The 24,651-nt window shown below is 46.3% G+C and carries 21 protein-coding genes; 13 read left to right on the forward strand and 8 right to left on the reverse strand.

Features of this window, described 5'->3' with window-relative positions:
- Positions 1–152: 152 nt before the first annotated feature.
- A complete protein-coding gene (gene dinB, locus NFI81_RS06090) occupies positions 153–1,259 on the forward strand; it encodes a DNA polymerase IV (RefSeq protein WP_234613437.1) in 1,107 nt (368 codons plus the stop codon).
- A gap of 32 nt (positions 1,260–1,291) precedes the next feature.
- On the opposite strand, the gene NFI81_RS06095 is transcribed toward dinB, so the two are convergent.
- Positions 1,292–2,476 carry a putative sensor domain DACNV-containing protein gene (locus NFI81_RS06095; protein ID WP_234613435.1) on the reverse strand — a complete coding sequence of 395 codons (1,185 nt, stop codon included), beginning with the start codon at positions 2,474–2,476 and terminating at the stop codon, positions 1,292–1,294.
- A gap of 740 nt (positions 2,477–3,216) precedes the next feature.
- Between NFI81_RS06095 and NFI81_RS06100 the strand changes: the two genes are divergently transcribed.
- From NFI81_RS06100 to NFI81_RS06115, 4 genes are all read left to right on the forward strand, one after another.
- Complete coding sequence (locus NFI81_RS06100; RefSeq protein WP_234613434.1) at positions 3,217–4,200, forward strand: glycosyltransferase family 2 protein; 984 nt, start codon at positions 3,217–3,219, stop codon at positions 4,198–4,200.
- 112 nt (positions 4,201–4,312) lie between these two features.
- Complete coding sequence (locus NFI81_RS06105) at positions 4,313–6,133, forward strand: ABC transporter ATP-binding protein (RefSeq protein ID WP_234613433.1); 1,821 nt, start codon at positions 4,313–4,315, stop codon at positions 6,131–6,133.
- 16 nt (positions 6,134–6,149) lie between these two features.
- Positions 6,150–7,097: a hypothetical protein gene (locus NFI81_RS06110; RefSeq protein ID WP_234613432.1), complete on the forward strand. Its 948-nt coding sequence runs from the start codon at positions 6,150–6,152 to the stop codon at positions 7,095–7,097.
- Between the two features lie 39 nt (positions 7,098–7,136).
- Entirely contained in the window at positions 7,137–7,961 is an 825-nt protein-coding gene (locus NFI81_RS06115; protein ID WP_234613431.1) for a DUF5672 family protein, read from the forward strand.
- Positions 7,962–8,019: 58 nt separating this feature from the next.
- Here the strand turns inward: NFI81_RS06115 and NFI81_RS06120 are convergent, their stop codons facing one another.
- Complete coding sequence (locus tag NFI81_RS06120; RefSeq protein ID WP_234613430.1) at positions 8,020–8,919, reverse strand: glycosyltransferase; 900 nt, start codon at positions 8,917–8,919, stop codon at positions 8,020–8,022.
- A 130-nt stretch (positions 8,920–9,049) separates the two neighbouring features.
- Between NFI81_RS06120 and NFI81_RS06125 the strand changes: the two genes are divergently transcribed.
- The 4 genes from NFI81_RS06125 (at position 9,050) to NFI81_RS06140 (ending at position 15,023) form a co-directional block, all read left to right on the forward strand.
- Positions 9,050–11,005, forward strand: a complete 1,956-nt coding sequence (locus tag NFI81_RS06125) for a sialate O-acetylesterase (protein WP_234613429.1) — start codon at positions 9,050–9,052, stop codon at positions 11,003–11,005.
- A 23-nt stretch (positions 11,006–11,028) separates the two neighbouring features.
- Positions 11,029–13,164, forward strand: coding sequence for an outer membrane protein assembly factor BamB family protein (locus tag NFI81_RS06130; RefSeq protein ID WP_234613428.1), 2,136 nt, complete (start codon positions 11,029–11,031; stop codon positions 13,162–13,164).
- A gap of 132 nt (positions 13,165–13,296) precedes the next feature.
- Positions 13,297–14,298 carry a bestrophin family protein gene (locus NFI81_RS06135; protein ID WP_234613427.1) on the forward strand — a complete coding sequence of 334 codons (1,002 nt, stop codon included), beginning with the start codon at positions 13,297–13,299 and terminating at the stop codon, positions 14,296–14,298.
- A gap of 5 nt (positions 14,299–14,303) precedes the next feature.
- Positions 14,304–15,023, forward strand: coding sequence for an LCIB family protein (locus NFI81_RS06140; RefSeq protein WP_234613426.1), 720 nt, complete (start codon positions 14,304–14,306; stop codon positions 15,021–15,023).
- Here NFI81_RS06140 and NFI81_RS06145 read toward each other — a convergent pair.
- The 4 genes from NFI81_RS06145 to rluF form a co-directional block, all read right to left on the reverse strand.
- The gene (locus NFI81_RS06145; protein ID WP_234613424.1) at positions 15,020–16,096 is read right to left on the reverse strand and encodes an AI-2E family transporter; all 1,077 of its coding nucleotides are present in this window, start codon (positions 16,094–16,096) and stop codon (positions 15,020–15,022) included. The two genes, NFI81_RS06140 and NFI81_RS06145, sit on opposite strands and share 4 nt — an antisense overlap.
- Positions 16,097–16,178: 82 nt before the next feature.
- On the reverse strand, positions 16,179–16,886 hold the full coding sequence (locus NFI81_RS06150) for a hypothetical protein (RefSeq protein WP_234613422.1): 708 nt from the start codon (positions 16,884–16,886) through the stop codon (positions 16,179–16,181).
- A 26-nt stretch (positions 16,887–16,912) separates the two neighbouring features.
- A complete protein-coding gene (locus NFI81_RS06155) occupies positions 16,913–18,163 on the reverse strand; it encodes a serine hydrolase (protein ID WP_234613421.1) in 1,251 nt (416 codons plus the stop codon).
- A 19-nt stretch (positions 18,164–18,182) separates the two neighbouring features.
- Positions 18,183–18,923 carry a 23S rRNA pseudouridine(2604) synthase RluF gene (gene rluF, locus NFI81_RS06160; protein WP_234613419.1) on the reverse strand — a complete coding sequence of 247 codons (741 nt, stop codon included), beginning with the start codon at positions 18,921–18,923 and terminating at the stop codon, positions 18,183–18,185.
- 169 nt (positions 18,924–19,092) lie between these two features.
- On the opposite strand from rluF, the gene NFI81_RS06165 reads away from it, so the two are divergent.
- Both NFI81_RS06165 and NFI81_RS06170 read left to right on the forward strand, forming a co-directional pair.
- The gene (locus NFI81_RS06165) at positions 19,093–20,391 is read left to right on the forward strand and encodes an acetylxylan esterase (protein WP_234613417.1); all 1,299 of its coding nucleotides are present in this window, start codon (positions 19,093–19,095) and stop codon (positions 20,389–20,391) included.
- A 17-nt stretch (positions 20,392–20,408) separates the two neighbouring features.
- Complete coding sequence (locus NFI81_RS06170; RefSeq protein WP_234613415.1) at positions 20,409–21,728, forward strand: Gfo/Idh/MocA family protein; 1,320 nt, start codon at positions 20,409–20,411, stop codon at positions 21,726–21,728.
- Positions 21,729–21,771: 43 nt separating this feature from the next.
- On the opposite strand, the gene NFI81_RS06175 is transcribed toward NFI81_RS06170, so the two are convergent.
- Together NFI81_RS06175 and NFI81_RS06180 are read right to left on the reverse strand one after the other, a co-directional pair.
- Positions 21,772–22,128 (reverse strand): hypothetical protein, encoded by a 357-nt coding sequence (locus NFI81_RS06175; RefSeq protein WP_026632110.1) that lies wholly within the window; start codon positions 22,126–22,128, stop codon positions 21,772–21,774.
- 170 nt (positions 22,129–22,298) lie between these two features.
- Positions 22,299–22,625 (reverse strand): tetratricopeptide repeat protein, encoded by a 327-nt coding sequence (locus NFI81_RS06180; protein WP_234613414.1) that lies wholly within the window; start codon positions 22,623–22,625, stop codon positions 22,299–22,301.
- A gap of 95 nt (positions 22,626–22,720) precedes the next feature.
- Between NFI81_RS06180 and NFI81_RS06185 the strand changes: the two genes are divergently transcribed.
- Positions 22,721–23,458, forward strand: a complete 738-nt coding sequence (locus NFI81_RS06185; RefSeq protein ID WP_234613413.1) for an electron transfer flavoprotein subunit beta/FixA family protein — start codon at positions 22,721–22,723, stop codon at positions 23,456–23,458.
- Between the two features lie 38 nt (positions 23,459–23,496).
- Positions 23,497–24,468, forward strand: a complete 972-nt coding sequence (locus NFI81_RS06190; protein ID WP_234613412.1) for an electron transfer flavoprotein subunit alpha/FixB family protein — start codon at positions 23,497–23,499, stop codon at positions 24,466–24,468.
- The last annotated feature ends 183 nt before the right edge of the window (positions 24,469–24,651 follow it).

Below are 24,651 nucleotides of genomic sequence, written 5' to 3' on the forward strand. Positions count from 1 at the left end.
TGGAAACGGCGGGAAACAGATTATGGTAAAAAACAAGTTTGTGGTTACAGCACTGCCGGTTTTAAGTGTACTTACGTAAAAAAACCTCCAAGTGATGCGAATTCTTAATTATTTAATTTGTTTATCTTAAAATCATACCCAGATTTTTGTTCATGAGCGAACATCCTGTTTCACCGACACGCAAGATAATCCATATTGACATGGATGCATTTTACGCGTCCGTAGAACAGCGTGATTTTCCTGAATACCAGGGCAAGCCGCTCGCAGTTGGAGGCTCCCCTACCGGCCGTGGCGTGGTGGCGACAGCGAGTTATGAGGCGCGAAAATTTGGCGTTCGTTCGGCAATGTCTTCGCGGAAGGCAATCCAGTTATGTCCGCACATTATATTTGTCCGACCCCGTTTTGAAGTTTATAAGGCCGTTTCTACGCATATCAGGGAGATTTTCTCCCGTTACACCGATCTCATCGAGCCGCTTTCACTGGACGAAGCATTCCTGGATGTGACGGAAGATAAACTGGCAATTGGCTCTGCATTGGAAATTGCGGAACAGATCAAAACTGCCATCAAAACAGAATTGAACCTAACTGCCTCGGCCGGAATTTCTGTAAATAAATTTGTTGCAAAAATCGCATCGGACATCAATAAACCGGACGGGTTAACCTTCATTGGGCCTTCCAAAGTGGAGGCATTTATCAATGCACTGCCGGTCGAAAAATTTTTTGGCGTGGGCAAGGTTACCGCAGATAAAATGAAACGGATGCAGCTTTTTACAGGTGCCGATCTTAAAAAATTGTCTGAAAATGATCTGGTAAAGCATTTTGGCAAAACAGGGCATTTCTTTTACAAAATTGTGAGGGGAATTGATAACCGGGAAGTACAAACCGAACGGGAAACCAAATCGCTCGGTGCGGAGGACACATTTATGTATGATCTCTCCACCATCGAGGAAATGCATAAAGAACTTGACAAAATCGCCGTGACCGTCTCTAATCGCTTGCAAAAGAAGCAACTTAAAGGCAGGACGATCACATTGAAAATTAAATACAGTGATTTTACCCAAATCACCAGAAACCATTCATTTGGCTCACCCGTTGACGATCTGGACATTATCCTGGAAACGGCAAAAGATTTATTGGCGAAAGTAGATATGGCAGAAAAGCCTGTGCGATTGCTGGGCATATCGCTGTCGAATTTCGGTGAGCTTGAAATCCGTTCGAGAAGAGCAAAAGACTCGGGTCAGCTCGAACTTTTCGGCTAACCCAAATCCATACTCATTATAAGCATACACTTTTACAACAACAATGCATCCACCCGGTGCGCCTGTACTTTTCCCTCGCAAGGTGCCCAGGAAAAAATCGTGAACCGGCCATCCTGAGATGCGACAAGCGCAATGGCATCGTGCTGATCGAACACAAACTGGGCGGCTGACAAGTGACGCGTGCCGCCTTGCTGCACCGGATGCACAACTACTCCCACGTTCCCTATAACCGGTTCCGTTACCAGCATTTCCTCTACCGGATGGCCATCTGCCGCCCTTCCGATCTTGGCCCCAAACGCCAGAAGCTCATATTTATCATTTATGATCGTCGCGCCATCCACGGCGGTTAACCCGGCAAGGCCATCGATCGCCGAGCTCAGCTGTGATTGCCAGCCAATCGGATTAGGGTTTTCGATGTATTTTTTGTTCAGGTCTGCGAGCTCCGAAAATGCCGGCTGCACATGATATGTAATCGGATGAATGATGGATTTTCGCCAATCGTCTTTTCCATTGGGCACAACAAGTAAAATACCTCCCCGCTCATGGGCACGCATGGAAACCGCCAGCTGCACAAGCAGGTTGAGCGAATCGCTCCACAACCGGGACGATGTAAAACCGATCATTGAGTTGATCACAGAAGGACAGTCGCGCGCCTTACCGCTGTTTTCGTCCACTATCTTAACCTGGTCGCCCTTTAAAACGGCGACGTTGACGAACTTTCCAAAACCATCGACACGGCGGTGCTTGATGACGAGCATACCAGGTTCCACCACTTCCAGCACAAAACACAAACCCGGGATCACCCGGGTTGTTCCCCAGATCCGCAGCTCATTCCCTTCCAGCCAAACACCCAGATGTATCCCTGAACGCTCAACAGCAGGCGCGAGCTTGGTAAGGATATTCGCTGTCAAGGACAGTTTCTCACTGAAAATGAGCGGGTTTTCGGCACATTCGGGCGGAAGAAACGCGATGGAGACTTTCGGTGACCGGCCCTCTTCCCTACGCAAGCTGGCCCAGAATGTGGTATCAATGATCGTTTCAATCGTTTTCGCGTCAGGTTTCGGCGCTAGTTCCTGATCATAATGGGTTTGCACGGACAAATGATGGCGCTCGAAATGGCTCTCGACGAGACCCGCCACGGCCCGCGCCGCTTTATATGTGGTGCCAGAAACAGGATCCCCTGCAAGGGTGTCGGCTCCGAAGTTATTGATCATCATGCGGGTCACTTAAAATTTTTTTACTGTTACTGACGTTCTTTTGGCAGTTGCCCGCAGGCATCAGAACGCAAAGTTAAGATAGCAACAAAGAGAAGTTATAAAAAGTTGGAATTTCCGGAAGTGCGTATTTTTTTTCTCACAACCGAAATATTTCTGACCGAATCATGTTACAGTTAACGGTGAGTATGAGGCGTTTTCGGCCGTTTGATAAATAATGAATATCTTTTTTTGACAAATTCTTAAACTTTGTTTCCAACCATTTTTAAACTTGTTACGTCGTATAAAACAGAGCTTGAAACGAAGGAAGCCATATTTCGGCCATGAAAATAAAAACAACGGAATCAATGAATGATCTTGGAAAAAACATATCTTGCCTGCATCAAACTGAGAAAAATGCGTGTATAGATACACGAAATGACAATAATCACATTAACTATTTGCAAAATGCCGGGAAAAGCTAGTTGAAAAATCGCTTTTCTTATTCGCAGCTGCATACTATTCCCTCTTCGCCCAATTAAAATTCGGAAATGCAAACAAACTGGACCAAAGTCCTTTTAAGGTTTTTTGTGTTTCATAAAAACAGGACTGCATTCCATTGGTAAAACGGGGCGTCCGCGCAAAAGCAGATCACTGGTTCAATAATTGAATATGGAGGTCGGTAAATCTGGAAAATGAAGATGTTAAATTAAATAGACAACTATCGGGTACACCATATACTCTACACTTAAATTGTAAGATTGATGAAAAGCATCTCGGTAGTAATTCCGAATTACAACGGAAGGCATTTATTCGAAAAATATTTCGAAAACAACTATAAGATTCTCAACGCACTAGAAACAAAGGTTCAGATCATTATTGTTGACGATGCTTCCAGTGACGATTCAGTAGCTTATCTGGAAGAACATTACGGAAAAAATGTAACGATTATCCGCAAGGAAAAGAATTCCGGTTTTTCCCATACCTGTAACCTCGGCATTCAGAAAGCAACAAATGATCTTATTTTCCTGCTTAACACAGACGTTACGCTGGAAGAAGGGTATTTTGAAAAGCTCTATAAATATTTCGAGCTTGAAGATACATTCGGTGTGATGGGACGCATTATTGGTATGGAGGACGATAATATCCTCGATGCAGCGCGCTCTCCCAAGATCCTGGGAAGAAAAATAAAGCCGAGCAATTTCTTCTACCTGAAAGACTCCGACACCCTTACGCCGACATTCTATCTCTCCGGAGCCATTGCATTGATGGACACCAGAAAGCTGAAAGCGATCAACGGTTTCAATGAAATGTTCAACCCCTACTATGGCGAGGATCAGGAAATGTCGATCCGTGCGTGGAGACTGGGCTGGAAATGTTACTACGAGCACAATGCCGTTTGCCGTCACGAGGTTTCCGCCAGCACTAAAGGCCACAAAGACAACTATTCTGTAAAAAGGATCTATTTCAGGAACCGTTATTACATGCATCATCTGCATTTGCACGGCATCGACCTGAACCTGTATCATTTGCAGGTAATATTGAGCGACGTGCTGCCCAGCATCATTACGCTCCAATTCTACAAAGCACAGGCCTATCTGGATTTCTTGCAGAATATGAACGAGCTTTCCGTGAAGAAAACGGCGTTCAAAACACAAATGAAAAACCATAAATCCAATATCGGCATCAACGATGTCATCGAGAACATCAAGATGATGCTGAAATATAAGCAGGTCGTAAAATTATAGTTATTGTCTGCGATTTAACGCGATATGCATTAATTTGCACCCTCAACCGGAAATTTCACAATTTCCGGCTGTTTTACTTTCAGGCGTATGCTAAATATGCCATTTCCATCTAATGAAAACATACTTCCGATTATTATCATTTGCCCAGCCCATTTCCCGATTTGCAGTCCCCTATATTATTTTCACAGTCCTGGGGGTCATTTTCAACACACTTAATTTAGCCCTGCTTGCTCCTTTGATGAGCACCCTGTTCAACAACAATAAGGATGGGGCCGAAGTAATTCAAAAACCTGACAACTGGGACGTAACCGGTCTCCTCAACTATTACGCGCAGCAAGCGAACGACACATACGGGCCGCACGGCGCTTTGCAGATTGTCTGTGGTGTAATAGTAACGTCTATTCTGCTTTCCAACATTTTCAAATATTTCTCGCAGCGGGTCATGGAAAATCTCCGGATCCATACATTGCTGAACCTGCGTAAAACGGTTTTTAACAATGTAATGAACCTGCATACGGGCTATTTCAGCAACCAGCGCAAAGGGGATATTATTTCTAAGATCGCTTCCGATGTGCAGGTTGTGCAGTTTTCGGTGACGGGAACATTGCAGGTCGTGTTTAAAGAACCGTTGCAGTTGCTTGCTTACGTTTTCATGCTTTTTGCCACGTCTGCTAAACTCACATTTTTCGCCATTTTAGTTATTCCAATTTCCGCGTTCATTATTTCCAAGATTGTAAAAAGACTGAAAGAGCAAGCCACCATGGCACAGCATCTTTTTGGTTTAATGATCAGTTATCTGGATGAGGCGCTTTCAGGAATCAAAATCATCAAAGCCTTCAATGCTACGGAAGACATTAAGGAGAAATTTCATCAGGAAAATATCCGTTATTCCGAGCTGGGACGAAAAATGGCACGTCGCCAGCAGTTGAGCGGGCCCGTTTCTGAATTCCTGGGGGTAACCATGGTGGCGATTATCGTGCTTTATGGCGGTTCTCTGATTTTGGATAACCAATCTGACCTGAGCGTTTCGAAATTTGTAGCTTACATTGCATTGTTCTCGCAGGTAATGCGCCCAGCCAAAGCATTAACGGATTCATTCAGCACAATTCATGCGGGCATCGCAGCCGGTGAAAGAGTTCTGGATCTGGTTGACGAAAAACCTGAAATCCAGGACGCACCGGACGCAGTTGACCTGAAAGAATTCAATCATTCGCTGAAACTGCAGAACGTTTCCTTCGCCTATCAGGCAAGGCCGGTCCTCAAATCCATTAATATCACGATTCCAAAAGGCAAAACCGTTGCGTTGGTAGGGCCATCCGGCGGTGGCAAGTCCACATTGATGGACCTGCTCCCCCGCTTCATCGACGCGCAGGAAGGGAGCGTTTCCATTGACGACCTGAACGTGAAGCAGGTGAAAATGGAATCATTGTGGTCGTTGTTCGGGGTAGTAAACCAGGAATCAATGCTTTTCAATGACACGATCTATAATAACATTGCTTTTGGCAACCATACTGCCACACCCGAACAAGTGGAAGCAGCAGCACGTGTTGCCAATGCCCACGACTTCATTATCAATACGGAAAAAGGTTATGACAGCAACATTGGAGATCGCGGGATGAAATTGTCAGGTGGACAAAAACAGCGTATATGCATTGCAAGGGCCGTTTTGAAGAACCCGCCGATCATGCTGCTGGATGAAGCCACTTCTGCATTGGACACAGAATCGGAAAAATTGGTGCAGGAAGCATTGAACAACCTGATGCAGAACAGGACTTCCCTCGTGATCGCACACAGGCTGAGCACCATCCAAAAAGCAGATTCCATCGTCGTGCTGGAAGATGGTCAAATTGTAGAGCAAGGCAATCACTCAGAGCTCATCGCACGTGACGGGCTGTACAAGCGACTGATTGACATGCAAACCTTCAACGATTAGTTTAATTAAAGTTCTTATGTTCAAAAAGAGAAATCTGGTTTCAAGACTCTGGCTTAAACACACTGACAAGATTCGTTACAAGCAGTATAAGTGGGAGTTAAAAAATCAGAAACAACTTGCTTTTGCCAATTTCATCAATGACGCCGACAAGCTTACTAGTCCGGCGAAGATAAAAGAATACGCCATTGAAAAAGGGTGCATCCGCCTGAGCCATAGCGGGAATGCGGGTGACATTATTTACGCTTTACCAACCATTGAAGCTATGCGCCGGATGACCAACGCGCGCATTGAATTGTATTTACGGCTCGGCCAGCCACTGATCCTTTCCGGTTACAACACGCATCCTTTGGGAAATGTAATGTTAAACGAGAGGATGGCCGAAATGCTGATCACGCTTCTGGCGCCGCAGCCTTACATTGATTTCGTAGGCGTACACACGGATCAGCTTATTGACATTGACCTCGATTATTTCCGTGCTGGCGGAATTCCCCTGGACAAAGGCAACATTGCACGCTGGTGTAGCTATCTGACGGGCGTAAACCCGACGCTTTACAAATCCTGGCTCACAGTCGAACCCGATCCTGCTTACGCAGACACGATCGTGATGGCAAGAAGCGAGCGTTACCGGAATTACACGATCAACTACAAGTTTCTTAATAAATATCCTAACATTGTCTTTATAGGCGTTGAAAGCGAGTATAATGACATTAAAAAGATAATTCCCGGTATTAAGTGGGTTCAGGTTGAAGACTTTCTGCAAATGGCGCGGATCATTAAGGGAGCAAAATTCTTCATTGGCAACCAGTCGTTTCCTTTTTCAATTGCCGAAGGTTTGAAGGTTCCGCGTATTCTGGAAACTTCGTTTGATGTGATCAATGTGGTGCCGGAAGGCGAAGATGGTTTCGATTTTTTCTTTCAGGAACACCTCGAATCACTTGTAGATACGCTTAATAACCGAAAATAAGAACGGTTCAGATTCCTTACACCCCGAAATTCGTTCCAGATGAGTAGCACCCAAAAAGTTGCTGTTGTCATTCCCGTTTACAAAACGCAGCTTTCAGACTACGAGAAAATTTCCATTCAGCAATGCAGGAAAGTGTTGTTCAACCACCCGATTATTGCGCTGAAACCGGAAACACTTGATCTGGATGAATTGGGAAGCGATAACATTTTTACCGGGTCTGTTAGTTTTGATCCTGCTTTTTTTGAGAATGTCCAGGGTTACAACAAGCTCATGCTCAGCCCCGATTTCTACAAGCAATTTCTTGGTTATGAGTATATTCTGATTTACCAATTGGATGCTTTTGTATTCAAAGACGAGCTTCTGAAATGGTGTAACAGCGGTTACGATTATATTGGGGCACCCTGGCCGAAGCGCCTGGAAGAGCCGGACATCGTGAAAGCATTCAAAACCCGCGCGATCACATTGTATCACATTTGGAAAAACACTTTTGAAGACGGATTGCCCATTCAGCGGCAATTTGATAATGTGGTGGGTAATGGTGGATTTTCACTCAGGCGGGTCAAAAAACTTTACAATCTGGCCACCAGCATGCAGGATAAGGTGAGCGAATATCATCAGCGGCACGAGCACCACTTTCACGAAGACGTATTTTGGAGCATTGAAGTAAATAGAAAATGGCATCGTTTAAGCATTCCGTCCTTCAAAACTGCTTATAAATTCTCCATAGAAAACAACCCGGAGCGCGGCGTACGCTTCAACAAAGGACTCCCCTTCGGCTGCCACGCCTGGGACGCTCCGGATAATCTGAAATACTGGAAGCCGATTTTGGAAGATTTGGGCTATGAAATAATTTTGAATGAGTGAATGACTGAATAATTTCTCACATTCACTCATTCACACATTCACTCATTCACACATTCACTCATTCAAAATTATCAGCCTTCCCCCAAACCCTCCAAAGGTCCACAAACATCTTATACCACTTCAAACCCTTAAAAATCCTGGATTTCCTGGCGTGCCAGCAGATCTGCATGAGCTCATGATAGGTTTTGCCTTTGTCCAGCTGCTTTTCAAAGTACATTCTGAAAGCCCTTCGTTCATATCTGAGCAGCGTTTTTTCATCCAGCCCATCTGCATTAACGGGTAATACGGCACTCCATTTCTTGTGGACTTTGAGGATCTCGTCCTCCCAGTTATGGCTGAAATTTCCTTCTGAAAAATGGCTCAAAAGCACTTCATATGTCACAGCCACATCATATTGCCTTCCTACCGCGAGTGAAAAATCAATGTCGTATGCGTGGAAATGTTTCAGGAGATCTTGATCAAAAGAGTTCGCAAGCGCGATTTTCTTTTTCGTAGCCATCCAGCAACCGTCGATGCTCGCCACTTTCGTTAGTTTTTCATTTTTTGCATTGCGGTAATCCAGAAATGCTTCCCTACCCGAGTATTTAAACCCCTGGATCAAATTGCAATAAAACCCGCCATTGACTTCCAGATCCGCGTTATACCAGCTCGACGGGACCACCGATTTGTATCCGCCACCCGCGATGCCCATGAGTCCCAAGTTTGGATGAGCGGCAAATACTTCCAGAACCTTTGCTCCCCAGTGCTCCGTTTTCATTTCGATATCCTCATGCATAAATACCAAATTGTCGAATTTGGCTCTTTCGGCACCCTGATTATACAGTTCACAGATTCCTTTTTCCGCATTCCCATTATCAAAAGCGATAATCTCGTAAGCAACACCAATGGTTTGATCAATATTCTCTCTGACCGATTGCAGTTCTTCGGAATTGGCTGAACAAATGATTACAGATATCATTATTTGGGGGTAAATGCGGCTTAAAATACTCGCTGCCAAACATAGAGCAGATATGCGCAAAGGTAGGGCTTTAAGTAGAAAGTGCACCCCGGTGGCATTTTAAAGGGGTTACAAACTTTTCCCGATTTCAATGAAACGCATTGCACTTTTTCTTTTCCTGCTGCTGAACACATCGGTTTTTGCGCAGGTAAAGCTCGCCCGGCTATTTTCCGATCATGTTGTTTTGCAAAGACAAAAACCCATTCCGGTTTGGGGTTGGGCAAAGGCAGGTGAAAAAGTGAAAGTAACCCTCGCTCAGCAAACTGTGCAAACCAAAGCGGACGCATCCGGGAAGTGGATCGTCAAATTCAATCCGATGGAAGCCGGCGGGCCGCACACTTTAAATGTGTCGGCCAAATCGGGACAAGCGTCTGTAAATGACATTCTGATCGGGGAAGTATGGCTTTGCTCGGGACAGTCTAATATGGAGTGGAGCGTGGCTTCTGCGAAGGACTTTGAAATTGAAAAACAGAATGCGAATTTTCCCCAGATCCGTCATTTTAAGGTTGAGCACAATGTTACCCTGCAACCGGAAATGGATCTGACGGCCGGTGAATGGAAAATCGCATCGTCGGAAACGGTGGGCGGATTTTCGGCTGTGGGATTCTTCTTCGCCCGCGAATTGTATCAAAAATTAAACATTCCGATTGGCCTGTTGCATTCTTCATGGGGCGGCTCGCAAGTGGAAGGCTGGATTAGCAAGGAAGGAATGCTAAGCGACGATGAATTGAAAAGTTATGCGCAAAACCTGCCTAAAACCTGGCAGGAAGCGGATATTGTGATGGATGCCAAGCTCAGAAAAGCGCTTTTCAAAAGTGATTCCTACACGCCGACGCCCGAGGACGAAAAAAAATACGTGAGTGGGAACGCCGATTTTTCAACCTGGCTGAAAACAGCAGATCCCGTTGGGCAATGGGATTGGAAGGGCCTGATGGGCTATCGCGGTAAAGGTTATATGGCCAAAGAAGTGGCAATTCCTGCCGATCTGATCGGGAAAGAAACCATTTTATCGCTGGCAGAAAACGACAGTCCGAATAAAATATACATTAATGGCAAGCTGATCGGCGAAACCGCTGCAAAAGGCGTTCGCAAAGTAAAAATCCCCGCAAACTCCTGGAAACAAGGTAAAAATCAACTCGTAATCGATCATGGAAACATGGTCGCCACGCCCTGGTTCGGCCCGGGAATGATGGGTAATGCGGGTAACATTTATGTTGAGGATGGCGCGGCGAAGATCAGTCTGGCCAAAGACTGGTTGCTTATGCCCTCCTTTGCCGAAAAGCACGAGTACGCACACCTGATGAACAATGTGGGGACGAGCATTTACAACGCTATGATCGTACCGCTGCTGCCCTTCGCGATACGTGGTTCACTTTGGTATCAGGGCGAGGCGAACACAGGAAGGGCCTACCAATATCGCAAATCGTTCCCGCTGTTGATCAATGACTGGCGCAGGCTTTGGAATGATGAATTCTCTTTTTACTGGGTGCAGCTTTCGAGTTATGGAAAGGATGAAAGTAGCAATAAAGGAAGCAACTGGGCTGAGTTACGCGAGGCGCAGAATATGACATTAAGCCTTCCTAAAACCGGTATGGCCGTTACAACCGACGTGGGAAATCCGGACAACATTCACCCGACCAACAAACAGGACGTTGCCCACAGGCTGGCCACTCAGGCTTTAAAAAACGATTACGGCCAAAACATCCCCTATTCTTCCCCGCTTTATAATAAAGTGCAATTCTCTGATGGAAAAGCAATTGTCTCATTCAAACACGCTGAAAATGGCTTGACTGTAAAAGATCGCTATGGCTATCTCAAAGGCTTCGAAATAGCTGGCGAGGACAAAGTTTTTTATTATGCCAAAGCGGAGATCAAGGGAAATACGGTCGAGGTTTCGCATCCCAAAGTAACCAAACCGGCCTCTGTGCGCTACGCCTGGTCGGATGCGCCGGAAGAAGCCAACTTATTCAGCACGGACGGTTTTCCAGCCAGCAGTTTCAGGACAGACGACTGGCCAGGGATTTCCATCAAAGGCAAATTTCAATAATCAGCATTCACTGATCCCTTCATATGTTAAAACCTCTTTCCATTTGCATTGCTGCGTCAGCGCTATTTCTGGTTGCTATTCAGCAGAAAGAATTTGTAAACAAACCGGCAGAAGACACCGAATGGCCTGAGTATCTGGGCGGTCCGGACCGCAATCATTATTCCCCGCTCACGCAAATCAACAGAGAGAATTTGGGCAAGCTGAAAGTGGCCTGGACATATGCAATGCCCGATTCAGGACAAACACAAATGAATCCGATCATTGTGAATGGCGTTTTATACGGTGTAACCAACACCGTTCAGGCTTTCGCACTGGACGCTGCAACAGGCAAGCAAATCTGGATTTTTGGAGATAAATCAAAAAACGGGTCTAACACGAGCCGCGGCGTCACATACTGGACGGATGGAGAGGACAAGCGCATTATGCACGCCATGGGCTCTTTCCTGTACGCATTGGATGCAAAAACGGGCAAACCCATCGAATCTTTTGGTGATCATGGAAAAATAGACCTGCGAACCGGCCTACCCGATGTCGCGAAGGACAAATACCTGGTTTCCAACACGCCCGGGACCATATTTGAGGATCTGATCGTTATGCCGATCCGGCTTTCGGAAGACTCGGATGCGGCTCCCGGCGACCTGCGCGCATTCAATGTGCGAACGGGAAAGCTTGTCTGGACCTTCCACACGATTCCCTATCCGGGCGAGTTCGGATATGAAACATTCCCTCCGGATGCTTACAAAAACACATTCACAGGCGCTGCTAACAACTGGGCCGGAACGGCAATAGATCGCAAGCGCGGGATTTTGTTTGTGCCTACCGGCTCTGCGGGATATGATTTTTATGGTGGAAAAAGAAAGGGCGCCAACCTATTTGCCAACTGCCTCATTGCCCTCGACGCCAGAACGGGCAAGCGTTTGTGGCACTATCAAACCATGCACCACGATATGTGGGACCGCGATTTGCCGGCGCCGCCTAATCTGATCACGGTTACGCAAAAAGGTCCGGACGGCCAACCCCAGCGAATTGATGCCGTCGCGCAGGTCAGCAAGCAGGGTTATGTGTTCATTTTCGATCGCGTTACCGGCAAACCATTGTTTCCCATCAAAGAAGTGACCGCACCAAAAGACGCGTTACCGGGCGAATTTCCTTGGCCCACGCAGCCCGTCCCTACCAAGCCGGCGTCCTACGCCAGGCAAGCGTACACCCTGACCGAGAAAGACATAAGCCGCTACGCGCCGGATCACGACTCGCTTGTGATCAAATTTAAGGGTTACAAGAAAGCATTGTTTGCAGCGCCCAGCAAAGAAGGCACCGTGATCATGCCTGGATTTGACGGGGGCGCAGAATGGGGCGGCGCCGCTGCTGATCCTGAGGATGGCATTTTATATGTCAACAGCAATGAAATGGCGTGGATACTTACCATGAAAGACACCCCAAAAGCCAGCGAAATGTCAAACCTCAGCCCGGGAGAAAAGGTTTACACCACTTATTGCGTCACCTGCCACGGCCCGCAGCGGAAAGGAAATGCCAAAAGCGGTTACCCCTCGCTGGTTGACATCGGCGCACGCCGCGACCGCGCCTTTGTAAGCCAGATCATTACATCCGGCAAAGGCATGATGCCAGGCTTTACAATGCTTACCGCAGAAGAAAAGCAATCGCTCGTCTCATTCCTATTTGGAGATGAGAAAGTGGAAGCTGCATCCAATGCGACGGCCTCCAAGAAAACTTATCTGCCTTATCAAAGCACGGGTTACAACAAATTTCTCGACGCGAATGGTCTTCCGGCCATTGCTCCGCCCTGGGGGACATTGAATGCCATTAACCTCAATACGGGCGATTTTCTTTGGAGGATTCCTTTTGGTGAAGTGGAGTCTTTAAAAAAACAGGGTGTTCCAACTACGGGAACAGAAAACTACGGCGGGCCGGTGGTAACGGCGAGCGGTTTGCTCTTCATTGCCGCGACCAAAGACGGGAAATTCAGGGTTTTTGATAAGAAAAATGGCAAGCTTCTTTGGGAAACAATGCTGCCGGCCGCTGGATTTGCCACGCCTTCAACTTATGCCGTGAACGGGAAGCAATACGTTGTAATCGCGTGCGGTGGCACCAAGCTTGGGACGAAGAAAGGAAATCAATATGTCGCTTTCGCATTAGAGTGACCAAAAATTTCCAGGCTCCATTTCTGCCGCTTAATCATTGAAAAATGCTGCTTCACAGCATCGCACGCATTTGGTTTAATGTAAAAGTGAAATCTTAGTGCCTATCATAGACACTCTTTTGCACTCAACCCAATGTATACCGCCCGTGAAATAAAATTAGGGATCATCCTGCCCTTTGCATGGAAACCGATCCTGGTTTTCTTTATTTATGCCCTTGTGCTCTGCCTGATAAGTTATGCTGCCGGCATTACCCTGGGGATTTCATTTGTCCCCATCGGGCTTATCGGCACGGCCGTCGCTTTTTATGTGGGTTTCAAAAACAACTCTTCTTATGAGCGTCTTTGGGAGGCCAGACGCATTTGGGGCGCAATTGTAAACGCCAGCAGGACCTGGGGAACACTCACCGCTACCTATATCCAGCCGCTTCCCGAGGATGCCAGTCATGACGAGAAAGAAGTTCGTACACAGCTCATTCACAGGCACATTGCCTATATCAACGCCGTCCGTATTCAGCTCCGGGCGAAAAGCGTTTGGGATGATAAAAACACGGTTGCCCATCACATAGTCCGGGATCAGGTCGGCAACGACGATGCGCCGCTCCTGCATTCCCTGAACGAATTTCTGCCTGCCGACGAAGTGCAATATTATTTATCCAAAAAAAACCCGGCAACACATATCATGAAAGCCCAGGCCAGACAACTGGATGAAATCTTTCGCAAAGGCGCGATCAATGAGCTGTTTTACTTCCATATGATGAACATTGTCCAGGAGTTTTACAACCAGCAAGGTGCCGCAGAAAGGATCAAAAACTTCCCGTTTCCACGCCAATATGCGTATTTCAGCAAGGTTTTTGTCTGGCTTTTCATTTCCATCCTGCCGTTTGGCCTGATCAATGAGTTTGCCAAATTAGGCCCGGACCTGATGTGGCTGGCGATACCCAGCTACATGATCATTGCCTGGGTATTTTATACCATGGAAGTGGTGGGCGATACAAGCGAAAATCCCTTTGAAAACGCGATTAACGATATTCCGATGACGGCCATTTGCCGCACGATTGAAATTGATCTCCGCGAAATGCTGGATGAAGCAAACATTCCCGCGCCTGTAACAGCAGTCAACAACATTTTAATGTAAACCCAATGCTAGAAAAAGTACGCAAATTTTATCCTAATGCAGTTGCTTCCAGCGACTTTGTCCTAAATATTTATAAGAATCTGGCCGGCCATAACCTTGCCCCCAGCCAGATCATGCTCGCACATTCCATTTGCTCGGACGACGTGAACAGCATCGAATATCCCGAAGAAGGAAGGGAAATGCTGGGGCCGTTTAACCTGGGAGGCTTGAATGGTTATCCTTTTACAGGGCTAACCGGCATGAGCGCTTTTGCCCATCACGTTCCCAAAGACGGCGCCGCAATGATTTTTTATGCGCCGCACATTGGCGTGAGCAATTCGGGTGAGCTGGGCAAGATCATCCGGGTGGGTCAACATGAAGAATCGAGTTGCTGCGGTGCGGCTGCGCTGGCTTTGAGCCGTTTGAAAAACAATGAGATTACATGGGGTGAAAAACCGGCGGATGACTATCAGCAGCACACGTTGCAGGAATTTTTGTACAACAGGAAAGACCGCGTCCTTTCAGCCGAATATCCGATCAAAGAGGCCACAGAAGTTATTTTGGAACAATCGGGCATGCTGATTGACCGTTTAATTCAGCAAACCGGCTTTACCGGCAAATATCTCTTCGTAGTGGGCGCTGTGATCATCAACACCGACTGGCAATACGGCTCATTCCTGGAAATGCGCAGGTTCGAAGAGTGGGATATTCAAACCAAAATAAAAATACGCGATTATATTGCCTAGGCGCTGTTTCGCTCGTCAACCTGCTCCTTAACACCTTGCAGATCCTCAACTGGCTTTTCGTTCCCCATCACAAAGGCCAGTGATTTTGTATTCGGTAAATACTGGAATGCAACGCGAATGATGCCTGTGAGCGGAATGGCGATAATGGCTCCCGCAATGCCCCATAGCACGCCAAAAGCGACCACCGATGTAATGGTCATAAAGGGATTTAAATCAACCTCTTTTCCCACAACGTAAGGTTGGGTGATATAATTATCGATCATTTGTGCAGCAAACATGACGATCAATACAGTCAGCACGCTGGATGGCCCGCCCGACACCAATGCCAGCATGGCCGCTAAACCGCCACCGATTGTATTGCCTACGTAAGGAATGAATGAAAATACTGCGGCAATAAGGGCAAGAAGAAAAGCATATTTAACGCCGCCGATCATGAAGCCAGTCCCGTAAAGGATCGCCAGAATAATCATGGCTTTCAGCATTCCGTAGAAATAGCCGCCCGAAGTTTTTCGTATTTCCTTTAATGCTTTTCGTACACGGATATGATCCTGCTTGGGGAAATTCAGTAATATAAACTCTTTGAAACGCGCTCTTTGAGACAATAACAAAACCACATAAACCACGATCAGGATAACGTTGGCAATGGCCCCTCCTACCGAACCGAGCGCAGCCGGACTGCCGCTTCCCAGTTTTTTCAGAACAGCTTTTGCTTCTTTCAGTTGCTCGTCGGGATCAAGTCCGGATTTTTCTTCAATGAACGATTGCGCCTGTTCCAGATACTGAACTGATTTTTTCTCAATTTCAGGCCAGTCGCGGGAAATCATTTTCACCTGAATGGTTATTAATGTGCCTAGAAAAACCGCGAAAAGCAGCAAAACAAGCGTGCTTCCGGCAACGGCCAAACCTTTGGAAAGCCCCTTGGACATGAGCCAGTCCATTACCGGAATAAGCATCATTGATAAAACAATGCCTATGGCGAGAGGCGCCAGAAACGTTTTGCCGAAATATAACCCGGCCGGAATTGCAATGATTAATAATACCCAAACTAAGATCTTAGAGACGCTTTCCTTCATGGAGAATATGTTTCGAGAGAAATGTAAAAAATCATTCCAAGACGCCGATCCACATTATACGTCCTCTGTCCGCCCCTCCGGTTTACTCCAATCGACTGGCAAATTCCAGCACGTTTTTCAAGTCCTCTTCCTTCTCGAAACTTATTTGATTCTCTTTTAAGTATGCGTTGAGCTTTCTCTTGTTTTTGGTATAGATTTTCAGAAGATTGGGGCGGGTAGCAAGCATTACCCGATCGTTTGGGTCAATCAGGAAGAAGATCGACCTCCGCTTCAAGACAACCTTAACATTACTTTCCAAATCCTGAAAATTGCCGTTTGAATTAATAAATGAAGTATAACTGGAAATGGCGGAGGTGGAAGAGTACTGTTCATAGGAAGCATATTTTTCATTTCCCATTCTGACTAAAAACTGCTTTTTCCCCAGTTTTACACCATTAAAATCTTTGATCGCATGAACATGGCCATGGCCTTTTGTATAATAGTACAGCGCGTCCCCAATGACAATGTTGCTGATGTACTCGTTATCGGTAAACAACAGCGTGTCCTTTTTAGCATCAACGAACAACACCTCGCCATGCACAAGGCTGTAATTCATCATGGCTTTGGAAATTTTCCCGTTCCGAAACAGCACCCGTCCGTCCTTGAATTTCGCAAACTGATAACGTTCTTCAAAAGGAATTACTTTGGTGACATCCGTGCCGTTCTTTACGCGGTAAATGTCATTGACCTGGGCACGAACAGCGTTTCCTGAAATCAGCATGACAAAAAGTAAAAAAAACCAACACTTCATGGCTGAACAGGTTAGGTAGATTTATTTCAATATTTCATTATAAATTTAGACAAATCGGGCAGATATTCCTTTTTTCTCTGCAATTCATATTCGTAAACCGCTTCCCCCAGGTTTTTCATGAATGGATAACAAACCTCTTTGTACTCATATTTATCATCATTATAGACGCCATCCTCATTGGACTGCACCACGGCGGTCAGCATAAATTCAATTTTGTTTTCAAAATCAACAATGAATGCATTGTCAATGATGAAGCCATAGGAATCGCCATACTTATTGAAAATCCGGATGTTCGATTTCGGAAGTGCCTCTTTATCAGCGCCGTATAACAAAAATTTCGCATACACATCCCAAAATTCCTTTGGATCGTATTTTGGAAAATCGCTTTCGGCGGGATATTTGCTCATGTAAGTGTAAATCAAATTATAATCCTGCCGGGTCAGATTAAAGCGCTCATTTTCAGGGAATACTTCGGGAAAAAGCAGTTTCTTCATCACGACCTGCTGATCCGTTATGCTGAATGCATTCTTATTCGCCATATTAAAAGGCTTGGCTACAAACCGGTCGGAACTATCCAGGTAAGCCTTCCCCATACTCGTGTTGGACAACGCCAATGGATAATCCAACGGGTCAAATTTGCCATGCTGATAGTAAACAAGACTATCCCAGTCATAAAACGTCACCGGGTTTGTATGTCGTGAAGTTATTTCCGTATCCTTCACCGCATAACGGTTGAGGATTCGGCTAGTGGTTAAGCCATATTTTTTCAATTTTTGATTGATCTCAGCCCTGCTGATAAACTCATAAAGCCGGTTGTAGGCATCATTGTCGCTTACCAGCAGGATTTTTTTGATATAATGCTCCACAGACGGAAGGCCATTTCCCGACGAGCTGTCCTTTTCCACAGCGGTCTGTTTCGCAAATGCGGTCCCCGTTAACATTGTGCTTTTGGCGGAAAGATCGGGCACATGCAGCTCATTGATTTTTTCAAGTGCAAAGATCACCGTCGGCAGTTTTACCGTGCTGGCGGGGAAGAAATAATGCAGGTCATTGAGGTTATAACTGTAACTTTTGAAATGCGGAACATTGTTTTTATCCCTATCAATCTGCGTGTACAGGATCTGGACCTCATTTTTCTTCGGGTGATTTAAAATTTTCAAAAACAGGTCAGGCTTGCTCCTTAGTAGTTTTTCCAAAAACAATGTATCCGGCTTTTGCGCACTGCACAATATTGAAAAGCAATTCAGCAAAATGAAACCTGCAAATGATCGAACCATATTTCATGTTTTTGAACCGTTACTCTTCCCAGCCGGGCAAATGAGAACCTTCCTCAGTCTTAACCGAAGTTTCAACCGCCGCATTGATCGCCTGCATTTCCTCTTCGGTCAGGTTTCGCCATTTTCCGGTGGGCAAGTTTTCCAATGTCACATTCATAATCCTGACCCGTTTCAGCTTGGTGACATGATATCCCAGATACTCACACATGCGCCGGATCTGACGGTTAAGGCCTTGGGTCAGTACAATGGTAAAAACGTGGCTGCCTTCTTTTTTCACAAAACACTTTTTGGTAATTGTGTCTAAAACAGGCACGCCGGATGCCATTTTGCTGAGAAATTCAGGCGTGATCTGCTTGTCGACGGTTACCACATATTCTTTTTCGTGATTATTTCCGGCCCTTAGGATCTTGTTCACAATGTCGCCGTCGCTGGTCAGGAAAATAAGTCCTTCGGAAGGCTTATCCAGCCGGCCGATCGGAAAAATGCGTTCTGGATGGCGGATGTAATCAATGATATTTCCTTTCACGTCCCGCTCCGTCGTGCAGGTTATGCCGACAGGCTTATTGAAAGCAATGTAAACCGCGGACTTCCTGACGTTCAACAACTTACCATCGATTTTCACTTCGTCGGCAGCAGTGGCTTTATCGCCTAAAACCGCCGTTCTGCCATTCAGCATTACCCGGCCTTGTTCCACGAGCTTATCCGCTTCACGCCGCGAGCAAATGCCCGTTTCACTGATATACTTATTAATCCTGATCAAAATCCAACTATTTAATTCTTCTTTGAAGCGCGGATGGCTTTCTTATCGGATAGCAAATTACTGTAAATCGCAAAAAATATCCTGTTTTTATTAAAGATTCCGCTCCATTGTCACTTTTACTTTACAAGCTGTAATATTTTCAATTCAATTCATGAAATGCTAACCCCTTATGAGAAATCGTTTTTTACCAATAGCCGTTTTGTTCTGGCTCTCATTATTAACAGTTGTAGCGCAGCCCGTAAGGCGACCCGTGGAGGTTGTCGTTACTGCGGACCGGGACGACTGGACTTATAAAACCGGCGATAAAGTTCAATTCCTGGTAACGGTAACAAGGAATGGAAATCTGATAAAGAATGCTTCGGTGCGCTACGAAATCGGCCTTGAAAAGCTGGAACCGACCATTAAAGAAACCAAAACAGCTGCCGATGGTAAATTGACAATCGATGGCGGAACGCTTAAAACACCCGGTTTTTTACGATGCATTGCCTGGGTAACCGTGGACGGAAATGAATATCGCGGTCTGGCAACAGCAGGTTTTGATCCGCAGAAAATCGAACCGACGGTGACTAATCCGCAGGATTTCGACACATTCTGGGCAGCAGCCAAGCAGGAACTGGCCGCCGTTCCTATGGACGCTAAAATGACGCTCCTGCCCGAACGTTGCACCGAAAAAGTAAATGTATATCATCTTAATCTCCAAAATAACCGCAAAGGCGTTCGCGTTTACGGCATTCTGAGCATTCCGAAAAAAGAAGGAAAATATCCCGCATTGCTTCGCGTTCCCGGCGCCGGTGTCCGCGCTTATTATGGCGACGTTGTGACTGCCGAAAAGGATATTATCACACTGGAAATAGGAATTCATGGCATTTCCGTCATCATGGACCCATCCGTTTACACCGATATGGGTCAGGGGCTTTTGAATGGTTATCCTGCTTATAACATGGACGACCGTGATAAATTTTACTACAAAAGGGTCTATCTGGGTTGCGTGCGTGCCAACGATTTTCTGACCAGCCTGCCGCAATACGACGGGACAAATCTGGCAGTAACCGGCGGAAGCCAGGGCGGCGCGTTATCGATCATCACAGCCGGACTTGATCCGCGCGTGAAATGGCTCGGCGCGTTTTATCCTGCATTGAGCGACGTTACGGGTTACCTGCACGGACGCGCAGGCGGCTGGCCGCATTACTTTGATAAAACCGGCGTGAAGTGGAACAACACGAAGGAGAAAGTTGCAACGGTGGCTTATTACGATGTTGTGAATTTTGCCAGAAGGGTTAAAGTGCCTGGTTTTTATATTTGGGGATTCAATGATGAAACCTGCCCGCCTACTTCCATGTATGCGGCTTATAATGTGACTACTGCGCCCAAAGAGCTAAAACTGTATCTGGATACCGGCCACTGGACTTACCAGGAAGAAAAAGACATTATGAATAACTGGCTGATCGAAAAATTGACCAAAAAATAGTTTTAAAACATTAAAAAATGGATCGTAGAACCTTTATAGAAAAGTCGGCGCTTACGGGTGCCGCACTATCTAGTGCCGCCTTCTCCTCTCTGCCACTTTTAAGCGCCATAAGCCGCGCCGCTCCTTACCGCACGGCATTGATCGGGACAGGCTGGTGGGGAACCAACATCCTTCGTTGCGCGCTGCAATCGGGCGAAAATAAGCTGGTTGCGCTGTGCGATGTAGATGATAACCAGCTCAAAGTTTGCGCCGCGGAGATGTCCAAGCTAACACCGGACAAGCCAAAGATTTACAAAGATTACCGCGAACTTCTGGCCAAAGAAAAACCTGAAGTGGTCATCGTCGCAACACCGGATCACTGGCATGCCCTGTGCTGCATCGCTGCCATCGAATCGGGCGCGCATGTGTACGTGGAGAAACCCATTTCGCATACGATCAAGGAAGGACGGGCCATGGTGAATGCGACGCGCAAGCACGGGAAGATCGTGCAAGTGGGCACGCACAGGCGCGTTTCACCGCATAATGTGTCGGGGATGGAATTCCTGAAATCGGGTAAGGCTGGTAAAATTGGTATGGCGCGCGCATTTGTGCATTATGGTGGCGGACCGGGACAAAAAACGCCCGACTCCGAACCGCCGCAAGGGTTAGACTGGGACTTTTACTGCGGCCCGGCCCAATTGCTGCCTTATAACAAAACCATGCACCCGAGAGGATTTCGGGGTTATCTCAATTTCGCAAACGGAACATTAGGCGACTGGGGCATTCACTGGCTAGACCAGGTTTTGTGGTGGTCCGAACAAAAATATCCGAAGAAAATTTATTCAACCGGCGGTCGTGCGATAAGACAGGACAATACGGATGCGCCGGACCATCAGGTTGCGGTTTACGATTTTGACGGTTTTACACTGGAATGGGAACACCGGAATTTCGCTGCAAACAATGCCGAGAAAACGCATCCGCAACAAGCAGTGGGTGTCTATTTCTACGGAACCGAAGGCACATTCCATATGGGCTGGCTTGATGGCTGGACGTTCTACCCAACTGACCCAAAGAAGCCGGTCATTCACCAGGATGCGCAGCTGAACAAACCGGATGATCAGAACATTGCGCAGCTTTGGGCGAATTTTATCGAATCAATCAAAACCAACAAACCGCCGATCTCTGAAATTGAAATTGGACAGCGTTCGACGAACGTGGCGTTGCTGGGGATGCTTTCTTACAAGTTGGGAAGAAGCATTATCTGGGACGGGGAAAAGGAAACCATCGAAGGCGATGCGGAGGCAAACAAGCTTTTGAGCAGAGAATATCGGGGTGAATGGAAATACCCACAGGCATAGGCACAAAAAAGGGATTGTTAAAGCTAACAATCCCTTTTTTGTTTTAATCGATCTTCACAACTTCTGCTGGAATGTTGTACTGATCTATGATTTCGCGTGTGAACCTGACATGTCCTCTTGGCGCCATCAGATATAATTTAGCACCTTTCATGCCGGCAAGCTCGCTTAGCAACTTCCATTTAGAAATGCTGCCACGAAGCTGATCGGTTTTCATTGACACTTCAAGATAGTGCCTGTTGAACATATTTACGCCAGTAACATCCGGGGTAAATTTGGCATTGTCGGCGGCCCGTTCGTAGGACTTCGGTGTTTCAAACCCTTCCATATTGGCCTGGATATCCTTAAACCCATGCGCCTGTGCCCACTTTACCACAAGTGGAATAAATAATTCCTTTTCCATAATATTAAATGAATAATTTTTTCTCTCCCGTCAACCAGGGAACTCCATAAAAATCAAACTAAACTGAGCAGAGGAAGTATTTTACCGAAAGCAGTCTGGAATGTAGTATTCTTACTAATCATGAAAGGTACAGTTTTTTGCCCTAAACAGCAAATTTTTAGCCCAATCAGTTAGTCGTCCATTTCGTCCAGAAAGTTGTTATAAGCCCTTAAAAGCTCCTGGTGTGCTTTGGTGTTTTTTTGTAAAAGCGCCAGCGCCACGCCTTTGCGATAAATTTCTTCCGCTTTTTCCGTTTCTTCTTTTGCAGCAAAAAATGAACCAGCGTGGTAATATGTGGGCAGGTAATCGGGATGTTCCGTCAAAAGGATATCAAAAAAATGAGCAGCTTTTTCCAGATCCGACTTGCTATACTCAATGGCAAGGGCGTAAACATTGAAGGGATCGCTGGGATCTTCGTCATAAAAGCTGAGCAAATTGCTGAGTAAAGTGCTGTCCATTGTATATTATTATGCTTGCATACTATTTAAGATTTCCCTTAATTTGCCCGGACAAAGTGATGTTCATACCAAGCTATAATTCTAAATAAAAGCTCATGAAAATACTCGTTTGTATATCCAATGTGCCCGATACAACCGCTAAGATAACATTTACGGACAACGACACCAGACTTAATAAAAACGGGGTCCAGTATATTATCGGCCCGTATGATGATTACGCGCTGGCAAGAGGTGTTGAATTAAAAGAACAATCGGGCGGAACGTTAACCGTGCTGCACGTGGGCGAAGCGGACGCCGATCCACAGATCCGTAAGGCGCTTGCCATCGGTGCAGATGATGCGATCCGCGTGAATGCTGATCCCCTAGACTCCTATTTCGTAGCTGTTCAAATTGCGCATGTGGCCAAACAAAACAACTTCGATCTCATCCTGATGGGCCGCGAATCTATTGATTACAACAGCGGCGTTGTGCATGGACTGGTAGGCGAAATGTTGGGAATTGGCTCCTACTCTCCCGTTATGAAACTGGATATTGAAGGTGGCTCCGCAACGATCAGCCGCGAAATAGACGGCGGAAAAGAAATCCTGAAAGCGCCGCTGCCACTTGTGCTGGGCTGCCAGGAACCTATCGCGGAGTGGAAAATTCCAAATATGCGTGGCATTATGACGGCACGCACAAAACCTTTGAGCGTAGTTGAACCGGTTTCTGTGGACGAAATGACCGTGCCTGAAAAATACTTTCTGCCCGCTCCGAAAGGCGCATGTAAAATGATCCCGGCCAGCGAGGCAGAGACATTGATCCGGCTTTTGCAAACAGAAGCAAAAGTGCTGTGATCATCCTGAATCAACTTATAAATTAAAACTGAGAGCAAATGTCAGTCCTTATATATGTAGAACTGGATAACGGTTCAATCAAAAAAACATCGCTGGAAGCAGTGGCTTACGGCGCAAAGGTCGCAGAGAAAACAGGAGATAAAGCGGTTGTTCTGGCCATCGGGCAGGCGGCCTCTTCTGCACTTGAATTAGCAGGAAATTACGGCGCTTCCAAAGTGCTGCATGCATCGGACGAGAAACTAACGCATGAAAACAGTCTTGCATACGCCGATGCGCTGGCGCAGGCAGCCGGGCAGGAAAGCAGCAAGATCATAATTCTTTCCAAATCCGGCCTGGGTGATGCCATGGCAGCGCGGGCTGCAGCAAAGCTGAAAGCGGGTGTTGTTTCCGGCGTTACCGCATTGCCCGAGATCAATGGTTCGTTTACGGTGACGCGCGGCATTTTTACAGGAAAAGCATTCGCGACGACTGAAATGAAATCAGATGTAAAAATCCTGGTCGTGAAAAAAAATGTGATTGAGATCGATGAGAACGATGTGGCTTCTGCAAATGCTGTTGTTGAGCCATTTACGCCTCAGCTGCGCGACGCTGATTTTCAGGCTTCCGTTGTGAATGTTGAGAAAGCAAGCTCGGAACTGTCGCTCACGGAGGCACAGGTTATCGTTTCAGGTGGCCGCGGAATGAAAGGGCCTGAACATTGGCAACCCTTGCTGGATCTTGCCAAAGCGTTAGGCGCTGCTACGGGATGTTCAAAACCCGTTTCAGATCTGGACTGGCGCCCGCACCATGAACACATCGGCCAGACAGGCATCAAAGTTGCGCCTAATCTCTACATTGCTTGCGGAATCTCCGGTGCAATCCAGCATCTTGCCGGTGTGAACGGCTCCAAATGCATTGTGGTCATCAATAAGGACCCCGAAGCACCGTTTTTCAAAGCGGCAGATTACGGAATTATTGGCGATGTTTTCGAAATTTTGCCCAAACTGACAGAGGCTGCCAAAAAACTGTAAAAACTGCGCTTTTGAGCCATATTTAAATTAATATTAATAAATACCCGCCGGTCAGATTAAAAAAAATAGCTTAAAAATCAGATAATTAAGCTGCTTTATTTGCATCCGGCTGTCGGTGAGGCTCTTCTTAACCCGTACTTCATTTTTTTATGCAGTACGGGTTAATTATTTTTGCAACTTCGA

It is taken from the genome of Dyadobacter fanqingshengii, assembly GCF_023822005.2.
Taxonomy (GTDB): domain Bacteria; phylum Bacteroidota; class Bacteroidia; order Cytophagales; family Spirosomataceae; genus Dyadobacter; species Dyadobacter fanqingshengii.